Source organism: Paraburkholderia fungorum (assembly GCF_046026025.1).
Taxonomy (GTDB): Bacteria; Pseudomonadota; Gammaproteobacteria; order Burkholderiales; family Burkholderiaceae; genus Paraburkholderia; species Paraburkholderia fungorum_E.
Genome location: NZ_JAQQFL010000044.1, coordinates 29,953 through 45,398 on the forward strand (window position 1 = coordinate 29,953; position 15,446 = coordinate 45,398).

Below are 15,446 nucleotides of genomic sequence, written 5' to 3' on the forward strand. Positions count from 1 at the left end.
GTGCTCAGAACTGATGCCGCATGCCGGCCATCAGGCCGATCTGGCTGCCCTTCTGCGCAAGCCCGACACCATTGACGCCCTGCAATTGTGCGCCGATCAGGCCGCCCCGATACAGCGAGTAATCGCCTTCCAGATAGATATCGGTGCGCAAGGAGAGGTTGTAGTCGGCGACCAGCTGATACTGCCATGCAGAACCGTCCTGCGCGGCGGTTTTGCCGTCCTGCAGGGTGCGCCAGACGTTCGCCGCAAAGTGCCACGCACGGCCGACCTGCTGCGTGATGCCGCCCATGATCATGCGACGCCGCGAAAAGTCGGTGTACTTGAGCGCGGCCAACGCGGGCGCAGTGAACGGCCCGTTGGCAAAATTCGAAAAACCGGCGTCATTCTGATTGACGATATAGCCGGCGGAGAACCGCGTCAGGTTCCATGTGTACGACCCACCAAAGGTCCACGCTTTCGCGGCGGCGCCGTTGACCGAATCTTTCGACTCCTGATACGCACCGCCGAAGGTGAAAGGACCACCCGGTGCGTAAGCGAGCGCCACGCCGACCTGGCTGCCGTATGAATTACCCGCGTTGCCGCCGAATGCGTAGCCTGCGGCAAGATGGACACCGTCATATTTCGCCTGGTACTGCACCTGGTTGCTGGTCCAGATGCCGCCGGTCATTGTCACTTCCGGCTGGAAGCTGAAATCGTAGGGAATCCAGAGATTGCTGCCGTAGCCGCCGATGGTCACGCCCTCGATCATCGCGTTGTACTGACGGCCGAAGATCACCTGACCATAGGAATCCGAACGAATGCCCACTTGCGCTTCATTGAAGAACGGCAAGGTGGGATCGCTTTGCCCGCTATTCATGTAGAAACGGTTTTCGAGTTTGAAGAACGTCGACCAGCCGCCACCCAGATCCTCGGTGCCCCTGATGCCCCAGCGGTTCTCCGTCATGCCTCCACTACCGAGCCCGGTCGACGAATCGCCGGCCTGGTTTGCATGGGTCAGATATCGCACGCTCTCGTCGATCACGCCGTAAAGCGTCACGCTCGATTGGGCGTGCGCCATTTGACATGCCAACGCCGCGGGCACGGCGGCCATCGCCCACCTGCTTACGTTCTTCATTTCGTCTCCTCGTACAGGTTCCCGCTTGTCGCAGGTACTCACGGGTACTCGCCGCCGTCATGTCTGCTGCAAAGGTTCGGCGCGCCGCTCGGTCAAGGCCGCGCAAATCGACAGGCACGCAGCCGGGTCCACGGCGGAACCTTGCATGACGGCTAACGCAGGCTGTTTGAATAAGCTGACGAAACGCGCGTGGGGTGAACCTTAGCGCGAAATCGGGGCTGTAAGAAAATAGACTGACATAAGTGTTGTTCTGCCATCGAAACGCTTGCAGCTTGTAAGAAGCACGCGTAGGCGGTGGGGTCATCGCATGGCGGCGCTGACGGATTTGATATCGTATGACCTATACCCGCCACCCCACGAGACCCATGAGCGCCACCGCCCTGACTACGCGCCGCACCCCGGATAGCTTCGCCATCCTGCTGATGATCGGCTTGTGCGCCATCTGGGGTTTCCAGCAGGTCGCCATCAAGAGCACCAACGCGGCCCTGCCACCCATATTCCAGGCGGGTTTGCGCTCCGCGATCGCGGCCGTGCTGGTCTGGGGCTGGGCGCGCTCGCGCGGCACCCCGCTGTTTCGCGACGACGGCACGCTAGGCGCCGGCTTACTCGCGGGCATGCTGTTCGCCGGGGAGTTCGTGTGTATTTTTCTCGGCCTGACACTGACCAGCGCTTCGCGCATGGCGGTCTTTCTCTACACCGCGCCGTGCTTCACGGCACTCGGACTGCACTGGTTCGCCGACGGCGAGCGGATGCGGCGCATTCAATGGCTCGGCATCCTGGTGGCGTTCGCGGGCATGGGGCTGGCGTTTGCGGACGGCTTCCTGCACGGCCATGCGCCTCAGGACTCGCCCCTGAAGGGCCTCGCTGGCGACGCGCTCGGCGTGCTGGCCGGCGCCGCGTGGGCCGCGACCACCGTGGTGGTGCGCGCCACGCGTCTCGCCCACTCGAGCGCCAGCAAGACGCTGTTCTATCAATTGGCGGTATCGGCCATCGTGCTGCTCGCGCTCGCGGCGGGACTCGGCCAGGCACGCGTGGACGCCGTCACGCCGGTGGCGATGATGAGCCTCGCGTATCAGGCGGTGATCGTGGCGTTCGTCAGCTATCTGGTGTGGTTCTGGCTATTGACGCGCTACATCGCGTCGCGCCTGTCGGTGTTCTCGTTCCTGACACCGTTGTTTGGCGTGACCTTCGGCGTGCTGCTGCTCGGCGAATCGTTCAGCTCGCGCTTTCTGGTGGCCGCGGCGCTGGTGCTCGTCGGCATTGCGCTGGTCAATGCGCCGACCAAGCGACGGGCTGCTGCTTAAAGCGTGGCGTGTTTTGCACGCGCTGCAGGACGCAGCGCGCTTCCTTCACGACCTTGCAAGGCGACTCAGGCGTCGTCAGTCCCAGTTTCCGCGGCTGCGGCACCGCGCCCCGGCGAAGCCGCAACGATCTGCGCCACATGCACATATTCGGCCACCGGCACATCTTCCGCGCGGCGTTGCAGATCGAAACCCAGTGCTTCGAAATCCACCGAATCACGAAACGCGGCCAACGTGTTGCGCAGCATCTTGCGCCGCTGCGAGAAAGCCGCCGTCACCACTTCGCCGAGCACGCGCTCGTCCACGGCCGGCAGTTCATGCAGTTCGTACGGGATCATCCGCACGATCGCCGAATCGACTTTCGGCGGCGGGTTGAAGGCTTCGGGCGGCACATCGAGTTGCTTGTCGATCACATAGCGGTATTGCAGCATGACCGAGAGGCGGCTGAACGCCTTGGTGCCCGGCTCCGCGACCATGCGCTCGACGACTTCGTTCTGCAGCATGAAATGCTGATCGATCACGCGATGCGCGAACGCGGTCAGATGAAACAGCAGCGGGCTCGAAATGTTGTACGGCAGATTGCCGACAATGCGCAGCGACGCCTTCTCACCCGGTGCTGCCAGCGTGCCGAAGTCGAACGCGAGCGCATCGCCCGCATGCAACTCGAGCAGGTCGCCGAATTTTTTCTTGAGACGGCCGATCAGATCACGGTCCAGCTCGACGGCGTGCAACGGCGCTTCCGGCGTCGCCAGGCGCTCGATCAACGGTTCAGTGAGCGCGCCGAGCCCCGGCCCGATCTCGACCATGCGCTCGCCGCGCTGCGGCCGGATGACGTCGACGATCGAATCGATCACGCTCATGTCGACCAGAAAATTCTGTCCGAAACGCTTGCGCGCGATATGACCTTGGTGCCGGCCCTGTTGCTGTCTGCTGGTGGACATCGAAGAAACGCTTTGAAAGAGAACTGCTTAAGAATAGGAGCAACGGGGAGCAACCGGGAACAACCCGGCAACAAACCGCCAATACGCGCAACGAACACGCAAACAGCAGGCGGCGAGAAGCGCGTACGCTCGTTCGGCGCGGCTGCTGGATCAGCCCGCGCGGCGGTGCTGCGCCATCGAAACCGCCGTATCGATCGCGGCGATCAGGCTGCCCGCGTCGGCACGGCCGGTACCGGCCAGATCGAGTGCGGTGCCGTGATCGACCGAGGTGCGAATGATCGGCAGGCCAAGCGTGATGTTGATGCCTTCGCCGAAGGTCGCGTACTTCAACACCGGCAGCCCCTGGTCGTGGAACATGGCCAGCACGCAGTCGGCCTGTTCCAGATAACGCGGCTGGAACAAGGTGTCCGCCGGATAGGGGCCGGGCGCGTCGATCCCTTGCGCGTTCGCGAGCTTTAGTGCCGGAGAAATCACCTCGATTTCTTCGCGGCCCAGATAGCCGTTTTCGCCCGCGTGCGGGTTCAAACCCGTCACGAGAATACGCGGCGCGGGCAACCCAAAATGATGGCGCAGATCATGATCGACGATGCGCAGCGTCTCCACGATGCCTTCGATCGTTAGCGCGGCGGAGACGTCTTTGAGCGGCAGATGCGTGGTAGCGAGCGCAACGCGCAACGGGCGCTTGCCGGTGCCCGCCAGCATCATCACCACGCGCGGCGTATGCGTACGCTCGGCCAGATATTCCGTGTGCCCGGTGAACGGCACGCCGGCGTCGTTGATCGTGCTTTTTTGCAGCGGCGCGGTGACGATCGCGTGGAACGCGCCGGCCACGGCGCCGTCGATCGCGCTGTCGAGCAGATCGAGCACGTAGCGGCCGTTCGCGGCGTCCAGCTTGCCGGCTAGCGAGGGTGCGCCGAGCGGCCGATGCTGCACCCGCACGCGCTTGCCGTCCGCCAGCAGCGCGGCCCAATCGACACCCACCGCGCGCGCGCGGTCTGCCAGCAAATCCGCATCGCCCAGCACAGTGAACTGTGCGTGAGGCCAATGCGTCGCCGCACCCGCCAGCGCCTGCGCGGTCAGCTCGGGGCCGACGCCGGCAGGCTCGCCGGTCGTGATCGCGATCTGCAACGGAAGGCTGGTGGCTTGCACGGCGGTTGTCATGGTGTTTATTGCATGCTCGACACAGTCGGCTTCACTTCCACGTAGGCGGTGTCGCGCAATTCGCGCAGCCAGTCGGCGTAAGCCTGTTCCGCCTTGCGCTGACCGATCGCCTGACGCGCCAGATCCATCTGCTGCGAAACCGAGCCTTCCGATTCGCGGCGGCCCAGCACCTGAATCAGGTGATAACCGTATTCGCTGCGCACCGGGTCGCTGATCTGACCGTCCTGCAGGCTGTTCATGGCGCGCTCGAATTCCGGCACCGTCTCGCCCGGGCTGATCCAGCCGAGGTCGCCACCCTGCGACGACGAACCGTCTTGCGAGTAGGTGTGGGCGAACTTCGCGAAGTCGCCGCCCGCGGCGATCTCGTTCTTGATTTCGAGCAGCTTCTGGCGCGCTTGCGGCTCGGACATGCCGTCGCCGACGCGCAACAGAATGTGGCGAACGTGCGTTTGCACGAGCTTCGGTGCGTCGGAGCTGGCGCCCTGGCCGGCGCGGCGATCGACGAGGCGCACAACTTCGAAGCCGTCGTTGGTGCGGATCAGGTCCGGATTGATCTCGCCCGGGCGCAAATTCGAGGCGGCCTTGACGAACTCAGGCGGCAGCTTGGACGGCGACACGAAACCCGTGTCGCCACCTTTCGACGCATCCGCTGCTTGCGAATTCGACTTCGCCAGCTTTTCGAAGTTGGCGCCGCCCTTGGCTTCGGCCAACAGGGCCTGGGCCTTTTTCTGCGCGGTTTCGATGTCGGTTTCCGAGGCGTTCAGCGGCGCCTTCACGAAGATGTGCTGAAGGTGCAGATCGCTCGCCAGGCCGGCGTTCGGGCCGCGCTGGCTGGCGATGTAGTTCGCCACCTCGGCGTCCGACACCGTGACCTTGCTGTCCACTTCCTTCTCACGCAAACGCGAGAGCGTGAGCTCGGTGCGCGCGTCTTTCGTGAAGGTGGCCCAAGGCACGCCTTGCGCCTCGATACGCGCGCGGTACGTGTCGAGTGTCAGGTTGTTCGCCTGCGCGAGCCGCTCGAGCGTTTTTTGCACAGCGGCGTCGTCGATATTGATGTTGTCTTCTTTCGCCTTCTGCAACTGGATGCGTTCCAGCACCATCTGGTTGAGCACCTGCTGGCGCAACTGGTCCATCGGCGGCACCGGCGCGTTCTGCTGGTTCAGCCGGCGGGTGATCAGGCCGATGCGATCGTCGAGCTCGCGCCGTGTGATGACACCGTTGTTGACCACTGCGGCGATGGTGTCGACCGTCTGGCCGCTTTTGCCGGACGACAGTGCCTGCGCCTGAACGGGCGCAGCCGACAGGAACGACGCTGCGGCGACAAGACCGGCCGCAAGTGTTGCCAAGCGAAGCTTTTTCATGATTGCCACAGATACTCCAATGATGTCGGGCGCGCCTGGCCCGTCTTTTCGCATGCAATAAATGATCGGGCGAGCGTCATTCGTAATTGGTGAAACGCGCTTCCGGCGGCGGTGGCGGCGGCAGCGGGGTATAGCCCGCCACGCCGGCGCGGAACGCCGGAATCAGCCCGTTGTCGACGGTCGACAAGCCTTTGAGCGTCAGCTGCGCGAGAAACCGCGTGCTCGACTGATTCTGCCCCGACGTATTCAGACCGTTCGCATAGCGCTGGATCCCGGCGCCAAGCGTCCAGCAGTCGGCGTCGTATTGCAAACCGATCAGGCCGTCGACAATCCGGTGCCCGCCCAGGTCGTAATTGAAACGGCCTACCCCGTACACATGGTGCGACAGCGGCCACTGCCCCGAGATCAGCACCTGATTGATCGGCTGGTTATCCAGCGTGGTGTTCGCGCGCGTGTAGCGATACGCGACATTGATCACCTTGCCGGAGGCCGGGCTGAAGCCGAAGCCCACGCTCGTCTTCACCAACTGGTTGTTGTCGGCATTATATTGGAACGCCGTTTCCGAAGCGAAACCGGCGCCGAGCTTGAGCGACGCACCCAGGATCAGGTCCGAGTGCGTGGCCTGTGCGCTGGTCTGGGTCGGCGACAGCGTGACGCGCTGATCCTGGAAGTAATACTGCTGCGCGATCACGAAGCGCGCGCGTTCGTCGCCCGTTTCCGGGTTGATGAAGCGTGTGGTGATCGCCGCGGTCAGACGGTTCGCGTCGGCGATCCGGTCGTTGCCGACGAACGTGTTCGGCGTGAAGATTTCCGCCAGCCCGAAGTCGGACTCGGCCGTATCGAACAGCGGCGCGAACGCCTGGTTGCGGTACGGCGTGTAGACGTAGTAAATCCGCGGTTCCAGCGTCTGGATGTAATCCTGGCCGAACAGCCGCACCGAACGGTCGAAAATCAACCCGGTGTCGAAGCTGAACGTCGGGATCGATTCGGTGAAATTCTTCGGCGTGCCGACCGGCACGTCATTGCTGATGTTGTTCAGGTTGTACGACGCGAGGTGCAACTGCACCTTCGGCGTCACGAAGTAACCGGGCCCGACCGCCGAATACGACAGGTACGGGTTGAACATCACCCGCTGACCCTGGGTCAGGTCCGCGGTGGTGATGCGGAAATTCGTGTAGTCGGCTTCCGCGCCGTAGTCGAAACCGCCGATGTTGTACTTCGCGTACTTCACGTTCAACTGCGGCTCACGGCCGTACGGCGCAACGGACGGCGTCAGCGTCTGCCAGTGCTGTTCGCGCGCGAGCACCGACCACGGGCCATTGCTATAGGTCAACCCTGCTTCCTGTTGATACAGGAGCTGGGTGCCGTTCATGAACTGACTGACCGACGACGACAGGTCTTCCGGATACGTATTGTCCGAGACCTTGTTGTAGTAGATGTAACCGCCGAACCCGTTGCCGAAGTTCTGGTTGTGCTGGATGTACAGCGCGTAGCGGTTGGTGTGGGTCAGGCGGTCGTCCGGCAGGTATTCACCGGTGATCGAGCCCGAATACGTGGGCGACAGATAACGGAAGTTCGCCTGCAACTGCACGCCGCGCTTCGAGATCAGGCGCGGCGTGAGCGTCAGATCGCGATTCGGCGCGATGTTGAAGTAGTACGGCAACGCCAGTTCGAAGCCGTTCGACGAACTCAGCGAGAACGTGGGCGGCAGAATGCCGCTGCGCCGCTCGCCCGACAGCGGGAACGACATCCACGGCGAAGCGAATATCGGCACGCCCTGGAAAAACAGCACGCTGTTGTACACGACGCCTTCGTCCGCGCCGGTGTCGAAATCGAATTCAGTGCCCTTGAGGTACCAGGCCGGGTTGTCCGTGCACGCGCAAGCCGTGTAGGTGCCTTTCGTGAAAACCGAGCGCTCGCTGTCGAGGAGGTCGACACGCTCCGCGCTGCCCGAGCCTCCCGTCACGTTGAAGCGGTACTTCGGCGCCGACATGTAGCCTTCGCTCGAGTCCACCCGCATATGGGCTTCCGGGCCGGCGAAGACGGCGCCGTTGTTGTTCAGGTGAACCTGGCCATATGCGTCGGCCATGTCCGTGTCCTGATCGTAGTGCAGCGCGTCTGACTTGATCACGAAGGTATTGCGCCTCACCTCGGCCGAGCCTTTCGCGGCCATGTCCTGATCGGTGGTGCCGCTCGTCGTGTCGCCAAGCACGAAAGTGGCCGGCTTCTGGCCGGCCTGCAATGGATGCTCTTCAAGCTGCGGGGCGAGTTGCATACCCCAAGGCGCGTCGATAGGTTGCGGCTGCGCGGCTTCCCCCACTAGCTGGGCGTGGGCGAGCGCGGGCATCAGGCCCGGAACGGCGATCAACGCCGCTACGAGCCGCCTTTTGCGCGGCACTACGGCACAAGAGGGAGTCGTTTGGGAAAGCTGTCTAGGCGGCATGTATCGTTTGGCGAATCGGCCCGTCCGTCAGCTTCTGCAGTCACGATCCACCGCCTGCACACCCCGACCGTGACAGTCGGCTGCACATCAATATTTACAATCTGTCGAACGATGAGGCGGGCGGTAAAGCGGAACACGCGAAAAGCCGGCGTGAGTCGCGTCAAAAAAGTCGTGGGGTATTATATGGCAAGACGTTGCCCCTCTGAATTTGCCGCCGGTTTTCATGACGCTGCCCCTTTCCAAAGACTCCACCGATACCCGCCTCGAACTGCTCGAGGCCTGGCTGAACGCCCACGCGGCACGCTATGCGCTCGAACTCGACACACTGGCCCCGGCTTCGTCCGACGCCAGTTTTCGCCGCTATTTCCGGCTCACCGGTAAGGCGGCGGAAGGCGAAAGCGCCGGCACCCTGATCGCCGTCGACGCCCCGCCGCCCGAAAAGTGCCGCGAATTTGTGCAGGTCGCGCAGTTGCTCGAGGCCGCCAACGTGCATGTGCCGCGCATCCTGGAGGTCGACTTCGACGCCGGGTTCATGCTCGTCACCGATCTGGGCACCGATTCGTACCTCGGCGCGCTGACCGGGGCGCAAAGCGGCAGTGACCCTCACCGTGCCCGCTCGCTGATGCGCGACGCGCTCGACGCGCTGATCCGCTGGCAGCTCACCTCGCGTGAAGGCGTCCTGCCGGCGTTCGACGAAGCTTTCCTGCGCCGCGAGATGGAATTGATGCCGGAGTGGTTCCTCGGCCGCCATCTGAGCCGTGAGGTCGACGAAAAGACCCGCGGGGTGCTCGATCGCACCTTCGCGCTGTTGATCGCGAGCGCGCGGGCGCAGCCGCAGGTCTTCATGCTGCGCGACTTCATGCCGCGCAATCTGATGGTCGCGGCCGAGCCCAACCCCGTGAATCCCGGCGTGCTGGACTTCCAGGACGCGGTGTACGGCCCGATCACCTACGACGCCGCCTCGTTGCTGCGCGACGCCTTCCTCGGCTGGGACGAGGAATTCGAGCTGGATTGCTTCGTGTACTACTGGGAACGCGCGAAAAAAGCCGGCCTGCCGGTCGATCCGGATTTCGGCGAGTTCTACCGTCAGCTCGAATGGATGGGGCTGCAACGGCACATCAAGGTGCTGGGGCTGTTCTGCCGGATCAACTACCGCGACGGCAAACCGCACTACATGAAAGATCTGCCGCGTTTCATCGGTTATGCCCGCAAGGTCGCCGAACGCTATGCGCCGCTGCGTCCGTTCGCCAAGCTGCTCGACGATCTCGAAGGCCGCGCGAATGAAGTTGGCTACACGTTCTGACCGATGACGATGTCTCTGAAGAAAGCGATGATTTTCGCCGCCGGGCGCGGCGAGCGCATGCGTCCGTTGACCGACACATGCCCCAAGCCTTTGCTCGAAGTGGACGGCAAGCCGTTGATCGTGTGGCAGATCGAACGACTCGCGCGCGCCGGCTTTCGCACCATTGTGATCAACCACGCATGGCTCGGCGAGCGGATCGAAACCGCGCTCGGCGACGGTTCGCGCTGGGGCGTGCAACTGCGTTACTCGGCCGAGCATGAAGCGCTGGAGACCGCGGGCGGCATCGCGCAGGCGTTGCCGTTGCTGGAGGAAGACGATACGAGCGAAGTGTTCGCCGCAATCGCCGGCGACGTGTACGCCGATTTCGACTACGCCACGCTCAATGCGCATGCCGGCACACTCAAGGCGCTGCCCGAGGCGGGTATGCATCTGGTGATGGTGCCGAATCCGGCGTTTCATCCGCACGGCGACTTCGGTCTGGTCGACGGCATGCTGTCGCTCGACGCGCAGCCACGTTTTACGTTCAGCAGCATCGGTCTGTACGACACGCGCATGTTTCGCGATCTGCCACGCGGCACGCGGCGCGCGCTCAAGCCTTACTACCTGGAAACGATTGCGCGTGGTCTCGCGAGCGGCGAGTTGTATGAGGGTCTGTGGGAAAACGTCGGCACACCGGCGCAGCTAGACGCGTTGGATCAGCGCTTGCGCGCACGCTAAATAAAGCACGGCGTTGGGCAGCACCGCGCGATAGCGCGCCGCTCAACGCCCCCCGCTCTCTCCCGCCCCAATCGTCTCCGCCGACTCCGGCGCTTCCGCGGCACGCTGCTGCTGCAACGCCCACATCTGCGCGAACGACCCGTTCGCACTCAGCAATTCGGCATGCGTCCCGCGTTCGACAATGCGCCCCTTGTCCATCACGATGATCTGCTGCGCGTGCACCACCGTCGAAAGCCGGTGCGCGATGATCAGCGTCGTGCGCTCCCGGGCGATCTGATCGAGCTCATGCTGGATCGCGCGCTCCGAGCGTGAATCGAGTGCCGAAGTCGCTTCGTCGAACAGCAGGATTGGCGGATTCTTGAGAATGGTCCGCGCAATCGCGACGCGCTGCTTTTCCCCGCCGGACAGCTTCAGCCCACGTTCGCCGACCGGAGTCTCGTAGCCCTTCGGCAGCCCTTCGATGAAGTCGTGAATATGCGCCGCGCGCGCCGCCGCGATCACTTCCTCGTGCGTGGCCGACGGGCGGCCATAAGCAATGTTGTAATAGATTGAATCGTTGAACAGCACGGTGTCCTGCGGCACGATGCCGATCGAGGCACGCAGCGAATCCTGCGTCACGTCGCGAATATCCTGACCGTCGATGGTGATCGCACCGCCCGTTGCGCGATCCAGATCGTAGAAGCGGAACATCAGCCGCGCGAGCGTCGATTTACCCGAGCCACTATGGCCGACCACCGCCGTGGTGCTACCCGCCGGAATCGTGAAACTCACGTCGTGCAGAATCTGCCGCGCCGGCTCGTACGAGAAGTTCACGCGTTCGAAACGCACCTGCGCACCGCTCACCTGTAACTCGGGCGCGTCCGGCATATCGGGCACTTCCTGAGCCGCGCCAAGCAGCGTGAACATGCGGTCCATATCGGTGAGACTTTGCTTCAGCTCCCGATACACCACGCCAAGAAAATTCAACGGTATGTAGAGTTGCAACATGAAGGTGTTGATCAACACCAGATCGCCGAGCGTGAGGCGTCCGGCCATCACGCCTTCGGTCGCGCGCCACAGAATGAACACGAGCCCTGTGCCGATGATCGCCTGCTGCCCGAAGTTCAGTGCCGACAACGAACGCTGCGATTTGATCGCGGCCGTGCGATAGCGTTTAAGATTTTCGTCGTAACGGTGCGCCTCCCACTCTTCGTTACCGAAGTACTTCACCGTCTCGTAGTTGAGCAGCGAATCGATCGCGCGCGAATTCGCCTTTGAATCGAGATCGTTCATCGTGCGGCGAAAATGCGTGCGCCATTCGGTGACTTTCACGGTGAATACAATGTACGCGGCGAGCGCAATGAACGTGACGATCGCGTAATACGCCTCGTATTTGACGACAAAAAATCCCAGCACGAGACCGACTTCGACCAGTGTCGGCAGAATGCTGTAGAGCGAATACGAAATCAATTGCGTGATGCCGCGCGTGCCGCGTTCGATATCGCGCGACATGCCGCCCGTCTGCCGGTCGAGATGAAACCGCAGCGACAGCGCATGCAAATGGCGGAACACTTTCAGCGCGAGCTGCCGCACCGCGCTTTCGGTCACCTTCGCAAACAGGATCTCGCGCAGCTCGGTGAACAACGAGGTGGACAGCCGCACCACCGCGTACGCGACCACCATCAAACCGACGCCGCCCAGCAGCACGATGCCGGGCGAATCATGCGCGCGGCCGAGTGCGGTGAGATGCTGCACCGAGGAGAGGCCGTCGATGATCCGCTTCATCACGATCGGCACGCCGAGGTTGGCGACCTTCGCGCCGATCAGGCAGCTCAGCGCGAAGCCGACGCGCCATTTATAGGTGGCGAGGTAAGGCAGCAGCGACAGGATCGTTTGCCAGTCATTGCGCGGCTGGGTCGAGATCGGGGAAGGTTCGGACGAGGGCGTACGGCGCATGGGATCGGCTGGGGAGAGTATGGAAGCGACGGAGTTCGCAGCGGCGCGCCGACCGGCAGCGCGCGAACTCCGCGTCCTGCTCCATGTCGCGCGACCCGGCTGGGCGCTTTCCCGTACAATTCCTGATCTTTCTATTGTCGCAGAAGCTGGCGGGCGCCGCTTTTCCTGGGCTGACCGGCCGCCGGTTGCGCTGCACGGTGCTGTTGTCGTGAAATCCCCCCGCCTGCCTGTCGAGCCGACCGAGCCATTACGAATTTCAAGGGTGCCCCGATGACCAATCTCCTGCAACTTCCGCAAAAGCACTGCGCGCTGCGCGTGGTGCCGCAGCCGTCGGACGCGAATGTCCACGGCGACGTGTTCGGCGGCTGGATCATGGCGCAAGTGGATATCGCCGGTTCTATTCCGGCAAGCCGCCGCGCGAATGGCCGGGTGGCGACCATCGCGGTCAATTCGTTCGTCTTCAAACAGCCGGTGTTCGTCGGCGATCTGTTGAGCTTTTACGCGGACATCGTCAAGACGGGCAATACGTCGGTGACGGTGGCGGTCGAGGTTTACGCGCAACGCATGAGCCTGACCGAAGACGTCGTGAAGGTCACCGAAGCAACGCTCACCTACGTCGCGACCGATAGCGACCGGCGCCCACGCGCGCTGCCGGTGCTGGAATGAGCCGCAGAGATTGAACGAAAACGAGGCGCCTGGGCGCCTCGTTGAGCTTCATATGCTGTGTTTGCCGGGTCGTATTTTCCAGACCTCATTGACCCGCTTGCATTCGCACCGATCTCCAGCGTGAACACGGCGAGACCTGCAATCTCCGTCCGGCCCGCAGCCGTTTACTGGCTCGCCGCCGCACCAGCCGCCGCTTTCTTCTGCGCGTTCTGCAGATTCGTCGGATAGTTCGGATCGTTGCGCGACGGGTTATACCCGTTGCTCTCCAATTGCTTCAACTCTGCATTTTTCTTCGCGCGTGCCTCCTTGCGGGCGGCCTTGCGTTGCGCCCTGGCGGCGGCCTTGGATGCAGCCGACGGCTTGGCGGCGTTGGTGGCATCGGCCGCCGGAGCACTTGCGTCGGTTTGCGCGAACGCCGGTGCAACCGAAGCCACGCTCAGTACAACCGATGCCAGCAGCACAGCCCATTTCTTTGCAGGTGAAGAAGTCATTTTTCTCTCCAGTCGTATTGGTAGATATTCGATGGCGGAACGCCCTTGACGGAGTGCGAGCAGCGAAAGGCGGGCGCAACGCCACGTGAATCGATGCTTCGTGGTTCCCGGCGAAGTCTGAGACGGGAATCACGAATATATACGACTGTCACGCGCCCGCAAACCCGTAATCCCCCGCGAGCGGCGCCCCGTCGGTGCCAATCGGCGCGCAATCTCACGCACCGCTTCACCCACCGCTACGCAAATAGGCGTCGACCTGCGCATCGATCCACTGGGCGAAATGCGCCTGTTTCGCGTTCAGGATCTCGCGTTGCTGCCAGACCAGCCAGTACGGATAGCGATACGGCACGCGAATGTCCGTAATCTGCACCAGTTCGCCCCGCGCGAGCAAATGCGCGACGAGGCTGCGCCGCTCGAGCGCGACGCCCTGCCCAAGCAGCACGGCGCCGATCACGATGTTCGAATCGTTCGCCGACAATACGGCCGCTTCGGCAGCCGGTTCGGCCACCTGTGCCGCCTGGCACCAGTCGCTCCATGGCGCGTCGGGGCTCGATATCAGCGGACAGGCAAGCACGTCCTCGGCCGTGCGTGGAAAACGGCCACCCGGCCCGAGCGCGAAATGCGGTGCCGCGACCACGAGCATGTCGTCGTCGAATAGTTTCTGTTGCGCGACGTCGGGCCAATGTCCCTGCCCCATGCGAATGCCGATGTCGCTGGTGCCCTGGCGAAAATCCTCGATCTGCAGATTCGTCAAAAGGCGCACGCGATAGTACGGATGCGCCTCACGGAAACTCGCGAGGCGCGGCACGAGCCAATGTTGTGCGAACGACGGCAAGGTCGCTATCACCAGTTCGCTTTCGTGCGGGCGCGCCTGCGCACGGCGGGTCGCCTGGGTGATGTCGCGTAGCGCCGAGCGTATTTCGAGCGCGTAGAGCCGGCCGTCGTCGGTGAGCCGCAAGCCACGTGCCTCGCGCATGAACAGCGCGACGCCCATCGACTCTTCCAGTACCTTGATCTGCTGACTGACGGCCGAATGCGTGACGTGCAACTCCCGCGCGGCAGGCGTGACACCACCAAGCCGGGCGACAGCTTCAAAGCAACGTAAAGCGGTCAGCGGCGGAATAGGCTTCATGTAAGAAATTCTGACGTAAACCGTCGAATAATGTCGCTTTTTTTGCCATGGAAAGACAGTTAGGCTATCAGCCTTATGCTCCACAAGCACCGCCTGACAAGCAAGCAGCCGCATACCGCCCGCGCGGGGCAGCCATATAGATCTTCTAACGGGAATGTGATGAAACTGATCGGAATGCTGGATTCGCCCTACGTGCGGCGCGTCGCCATCTGCCTGAAATTGCTGAAGCTCGACTTCGAGCACCAGTCGATTTCCGTGTTCAGCACGTACGACGCGTTCGCGAAGATCAATCCGGTCGTGAAGGCACCGACGCTGATCCTCGACAACGGCCAGAGCGTGATGGACTCGACCGTGATTCTGCAATACGTCGCCACGCTCGCCGCGCCGGATCAACGGATCTTCCCGACGCAACCGGAACACTGCCTGCGCGCGGCGCGCCTAACGGGCCTCGCGCTGGCAGCTTGCGAAAAGTCCGTGCAGATCGTCTATGAACGCAACTTGCGCCCGGCTGAGAAGCAGCATGAGCCGTGGATCGATCGGGTGAGCGAGCAATTGCACGCCGCTTACCGAGAAATCGAAGAGGAGCTCGCGTCGGCCCCGCTGCCGGTCGAGCCGTACCATTTCGGCGCGGTGGACGTGACGGTGGCCATCGCGTGGAATTTCACGCAGATGTTCTTGCCGGAGATCGTCACCAAGGCGGCGCATCCCCACTTGCAGGCATTTTCCGAGGTGGCGGAACAACTGCCGGTTTTCCTCGACACACCTGCCGTCTGAGATACCCGCCGGGCGGAAGCGGGAGCCGGTATCGATCGCCGAATGATGGCGCGGCACATCACGCGCTGTTCGCACGGCCGCGTTAGAACATCACGCGGCGCAACGCC

General features: G+C 62.9%; 13 protein-coding genes. 5 read left to right on the forward strand and 8 right to left on the reverse strand.

Annotation, left to right across the window (positions count from 1 at the left end):
- Nucleotides 1–4: 4 nt before the first annotated feature.
- The gene (locus tag PQR67_RS33895) at nt 5–1,114 is read right to left on the reverse strand and encodes a porin (protein WP_408467164.1); all 1,110 of its coding nucleotides are present in this window, start codon (nt 1,112–1,114) and stop codon (nt 5–7) included.
- Nucleotides 1,115–1,479: 365 nt separating this feature from the next.
- Between PQR67_RS33895 and PQR67_RS33900 the strand changes: the two genes are divergently transcribed.
- Nucleotides 1,480–2,418, forward strand: coding sequence for a DMT family transporter (locus PQR67_RS33900; protein WP_408467165.1), 939 nt, complete (start codon nt 1,480–1,482; stop codon nt 2,416–2,418).
- 65 nt (nt 2,419–2,483) lie between these two features.
- Here the strand turns inward: PQR67_RS33900 and rsmA are convergent, their stop codons facing one another.
- From rsmA to PQR67_RS33920, 4 genes are all read right to left on the reverse strand, one after another.
- On the reverse strand, nt 2,484–3,356 hold the full coding sequence (gene rsmA / locus PQR67_RS33905) for a 16S rRNA (adenine(1518)-N(6)/adenine(1519)-N(6))-dimethyltransferase RsmA (protein WP_408467166.1): 873 nt from the start codon (nt 3,354–3,356) through the stop codon (nt 2,484–2,486).
- 150 nt (nt 3,357–3,506) lie between these two features.
- Nucleotides 3,507–4,517, reverse strand: a complete 1,011-nt coding sequence (gene pdxA / locus PQR67_RS33910; RefSeq protein ID WP_408467167.1) for a 4-hydroxythreonine-4-phosphate dehydrogenase PdxA — start codon at nt 4,515–4,517, stop codon at nt 3,507–3,509.
- Nucleotides 4,518–4,522: 5 nt separating this feature from the next.
- Nucleotides 4,523–5,887, reverse strand: a complete 1,365-nt coding sequence (locus tag PQR67_RS33915) for a peptidylprolyl isomerase (RefSeq protein WP_408467168.1) — start codon at nt 5,885–5,887, stop codon at nt 4,523–4,525.
- A gap of 67 nt (nt 5,888–5,954) precedes the next feature.
- Entirely contained in the window at nt 5,955–8,321 is a 2,367-nt protein-coding gene (locus tag PQR67_RS33920; protein WP_408467169.1) for an LPS-assembly protein LptD, read from the reverse strand.
- Nucleotides 8,322–8,544: 223 nt separating this feature from the next.
- Here PQR67_RS33920 and PQR67_RS33925 point away from each other — a divergent pair, with 223 nt between their 5' ends.
- Both PQR67_RS33925 and murU read left to right on the forward strand, forming a co-directional pair.
- A complete protein-coding gene (locus PQR67_RS33925; protein WP_408467170.1) occupies nt 8,545–9,624 on the forward strand; it encodes an aminoglycoside phosphotransferase family protein in 1,080 nt (359 codons plus the stop codon).
- A gap of 3 nt (nt 9,625–9,627) precedes the next feature.
- Entirely contained in the window at nt 9,628–10,341 is a 714-nt protein-coding gene (gene murU, locus PQR67_RS33930; RefSeq protein WP_408467171.1) for an N-acetylmuramate alpha-1-phosphate uridylyltransferase MurU, read from the forward strand.
- A 42-nt stretch (nt 10,342–10,383) separates the two neighbouring features.
- Here the strand turns inward: murU and PQR67_RS33935 are convergent, their stop codons facing one another.
- Complete coding sequence (locus PQR67_RS33935; protein WP_408467172.1) at nt 10,384–12,276, reverse strand: ABCB family ABC transporter ATP-binding protein/permease; 1,893 nt, start codon at nt 12,274–12,276, stop codon at nt 10,384–10,386.
- A 270-nt stretch (nt 12,277–12,546) separates the two neighbouring features.
- Here PQR67_RS33935 and PQR67_RS33940 point away from each other — a divergent pair, with 270 nt between their 5' ends.
- On the forward strand, nt 12,547–12,942 hold the full coding sequence (locus tag PQR67_RS33940) for an acyl-CoA thioesterase (RefSeq protein WP_120347558.1): 396 nt from the start codon (nt 12,547–12,549) through the stop codon (nt 12,940–12,942).
- Between the two features lie 164 nt (nt 12,943–13,106).
- Here PQR67_RS33940 and PQR67_RS33945 read toward each other — a convergent pair whose 3' ends face one another.
- Nucleotides 13,107–13,433 carry a DUF4148 domain-containing protein gene (locus tag PQR67_RS33945; protein WP_120347557.1) on the reverse strand — a complete coding sequence of 109 codons (327 nt, stop codon included), beginning with the start codon at nt 13,431–13,433 and terminating at the stop codon, nt 13,107–13,109.
- Nucleotides 13,434–13,659: 226 nt separating this feature from the next.
- Nucleotides 13,660–14,565, reverse strand: a complete 906-nt coding sequence (locus PQR67_RS33950) for a LysR substrate-binding domain-containing protein (protein ID WP_408467173.1) — start codon at nt 14,563–14,565, stop codon at nt 13,660–13,662.
- A gap of 159 nt (nt 14,566–14,724) precedes the next feature.
- Between PQR67_RS33950 and PQR67_RS33955 the strand changes: the two genes are divergently transcribed.
- Nucleotides 14,725–15,339 carry a glutathione S-transferase gene (locus PQR67_RS33955; RefSeq protein WP_408467174.1) on the forward strand — a complete coding sequence of 205 codons (615 nt, stop codon included), beginning with the start codon at nt 14,725–14,727 and terminating at the stop codon, nt 15,337–15,339.
- Nucleotides 15,340–15,446: the final 107 nt, after the last annotated feature.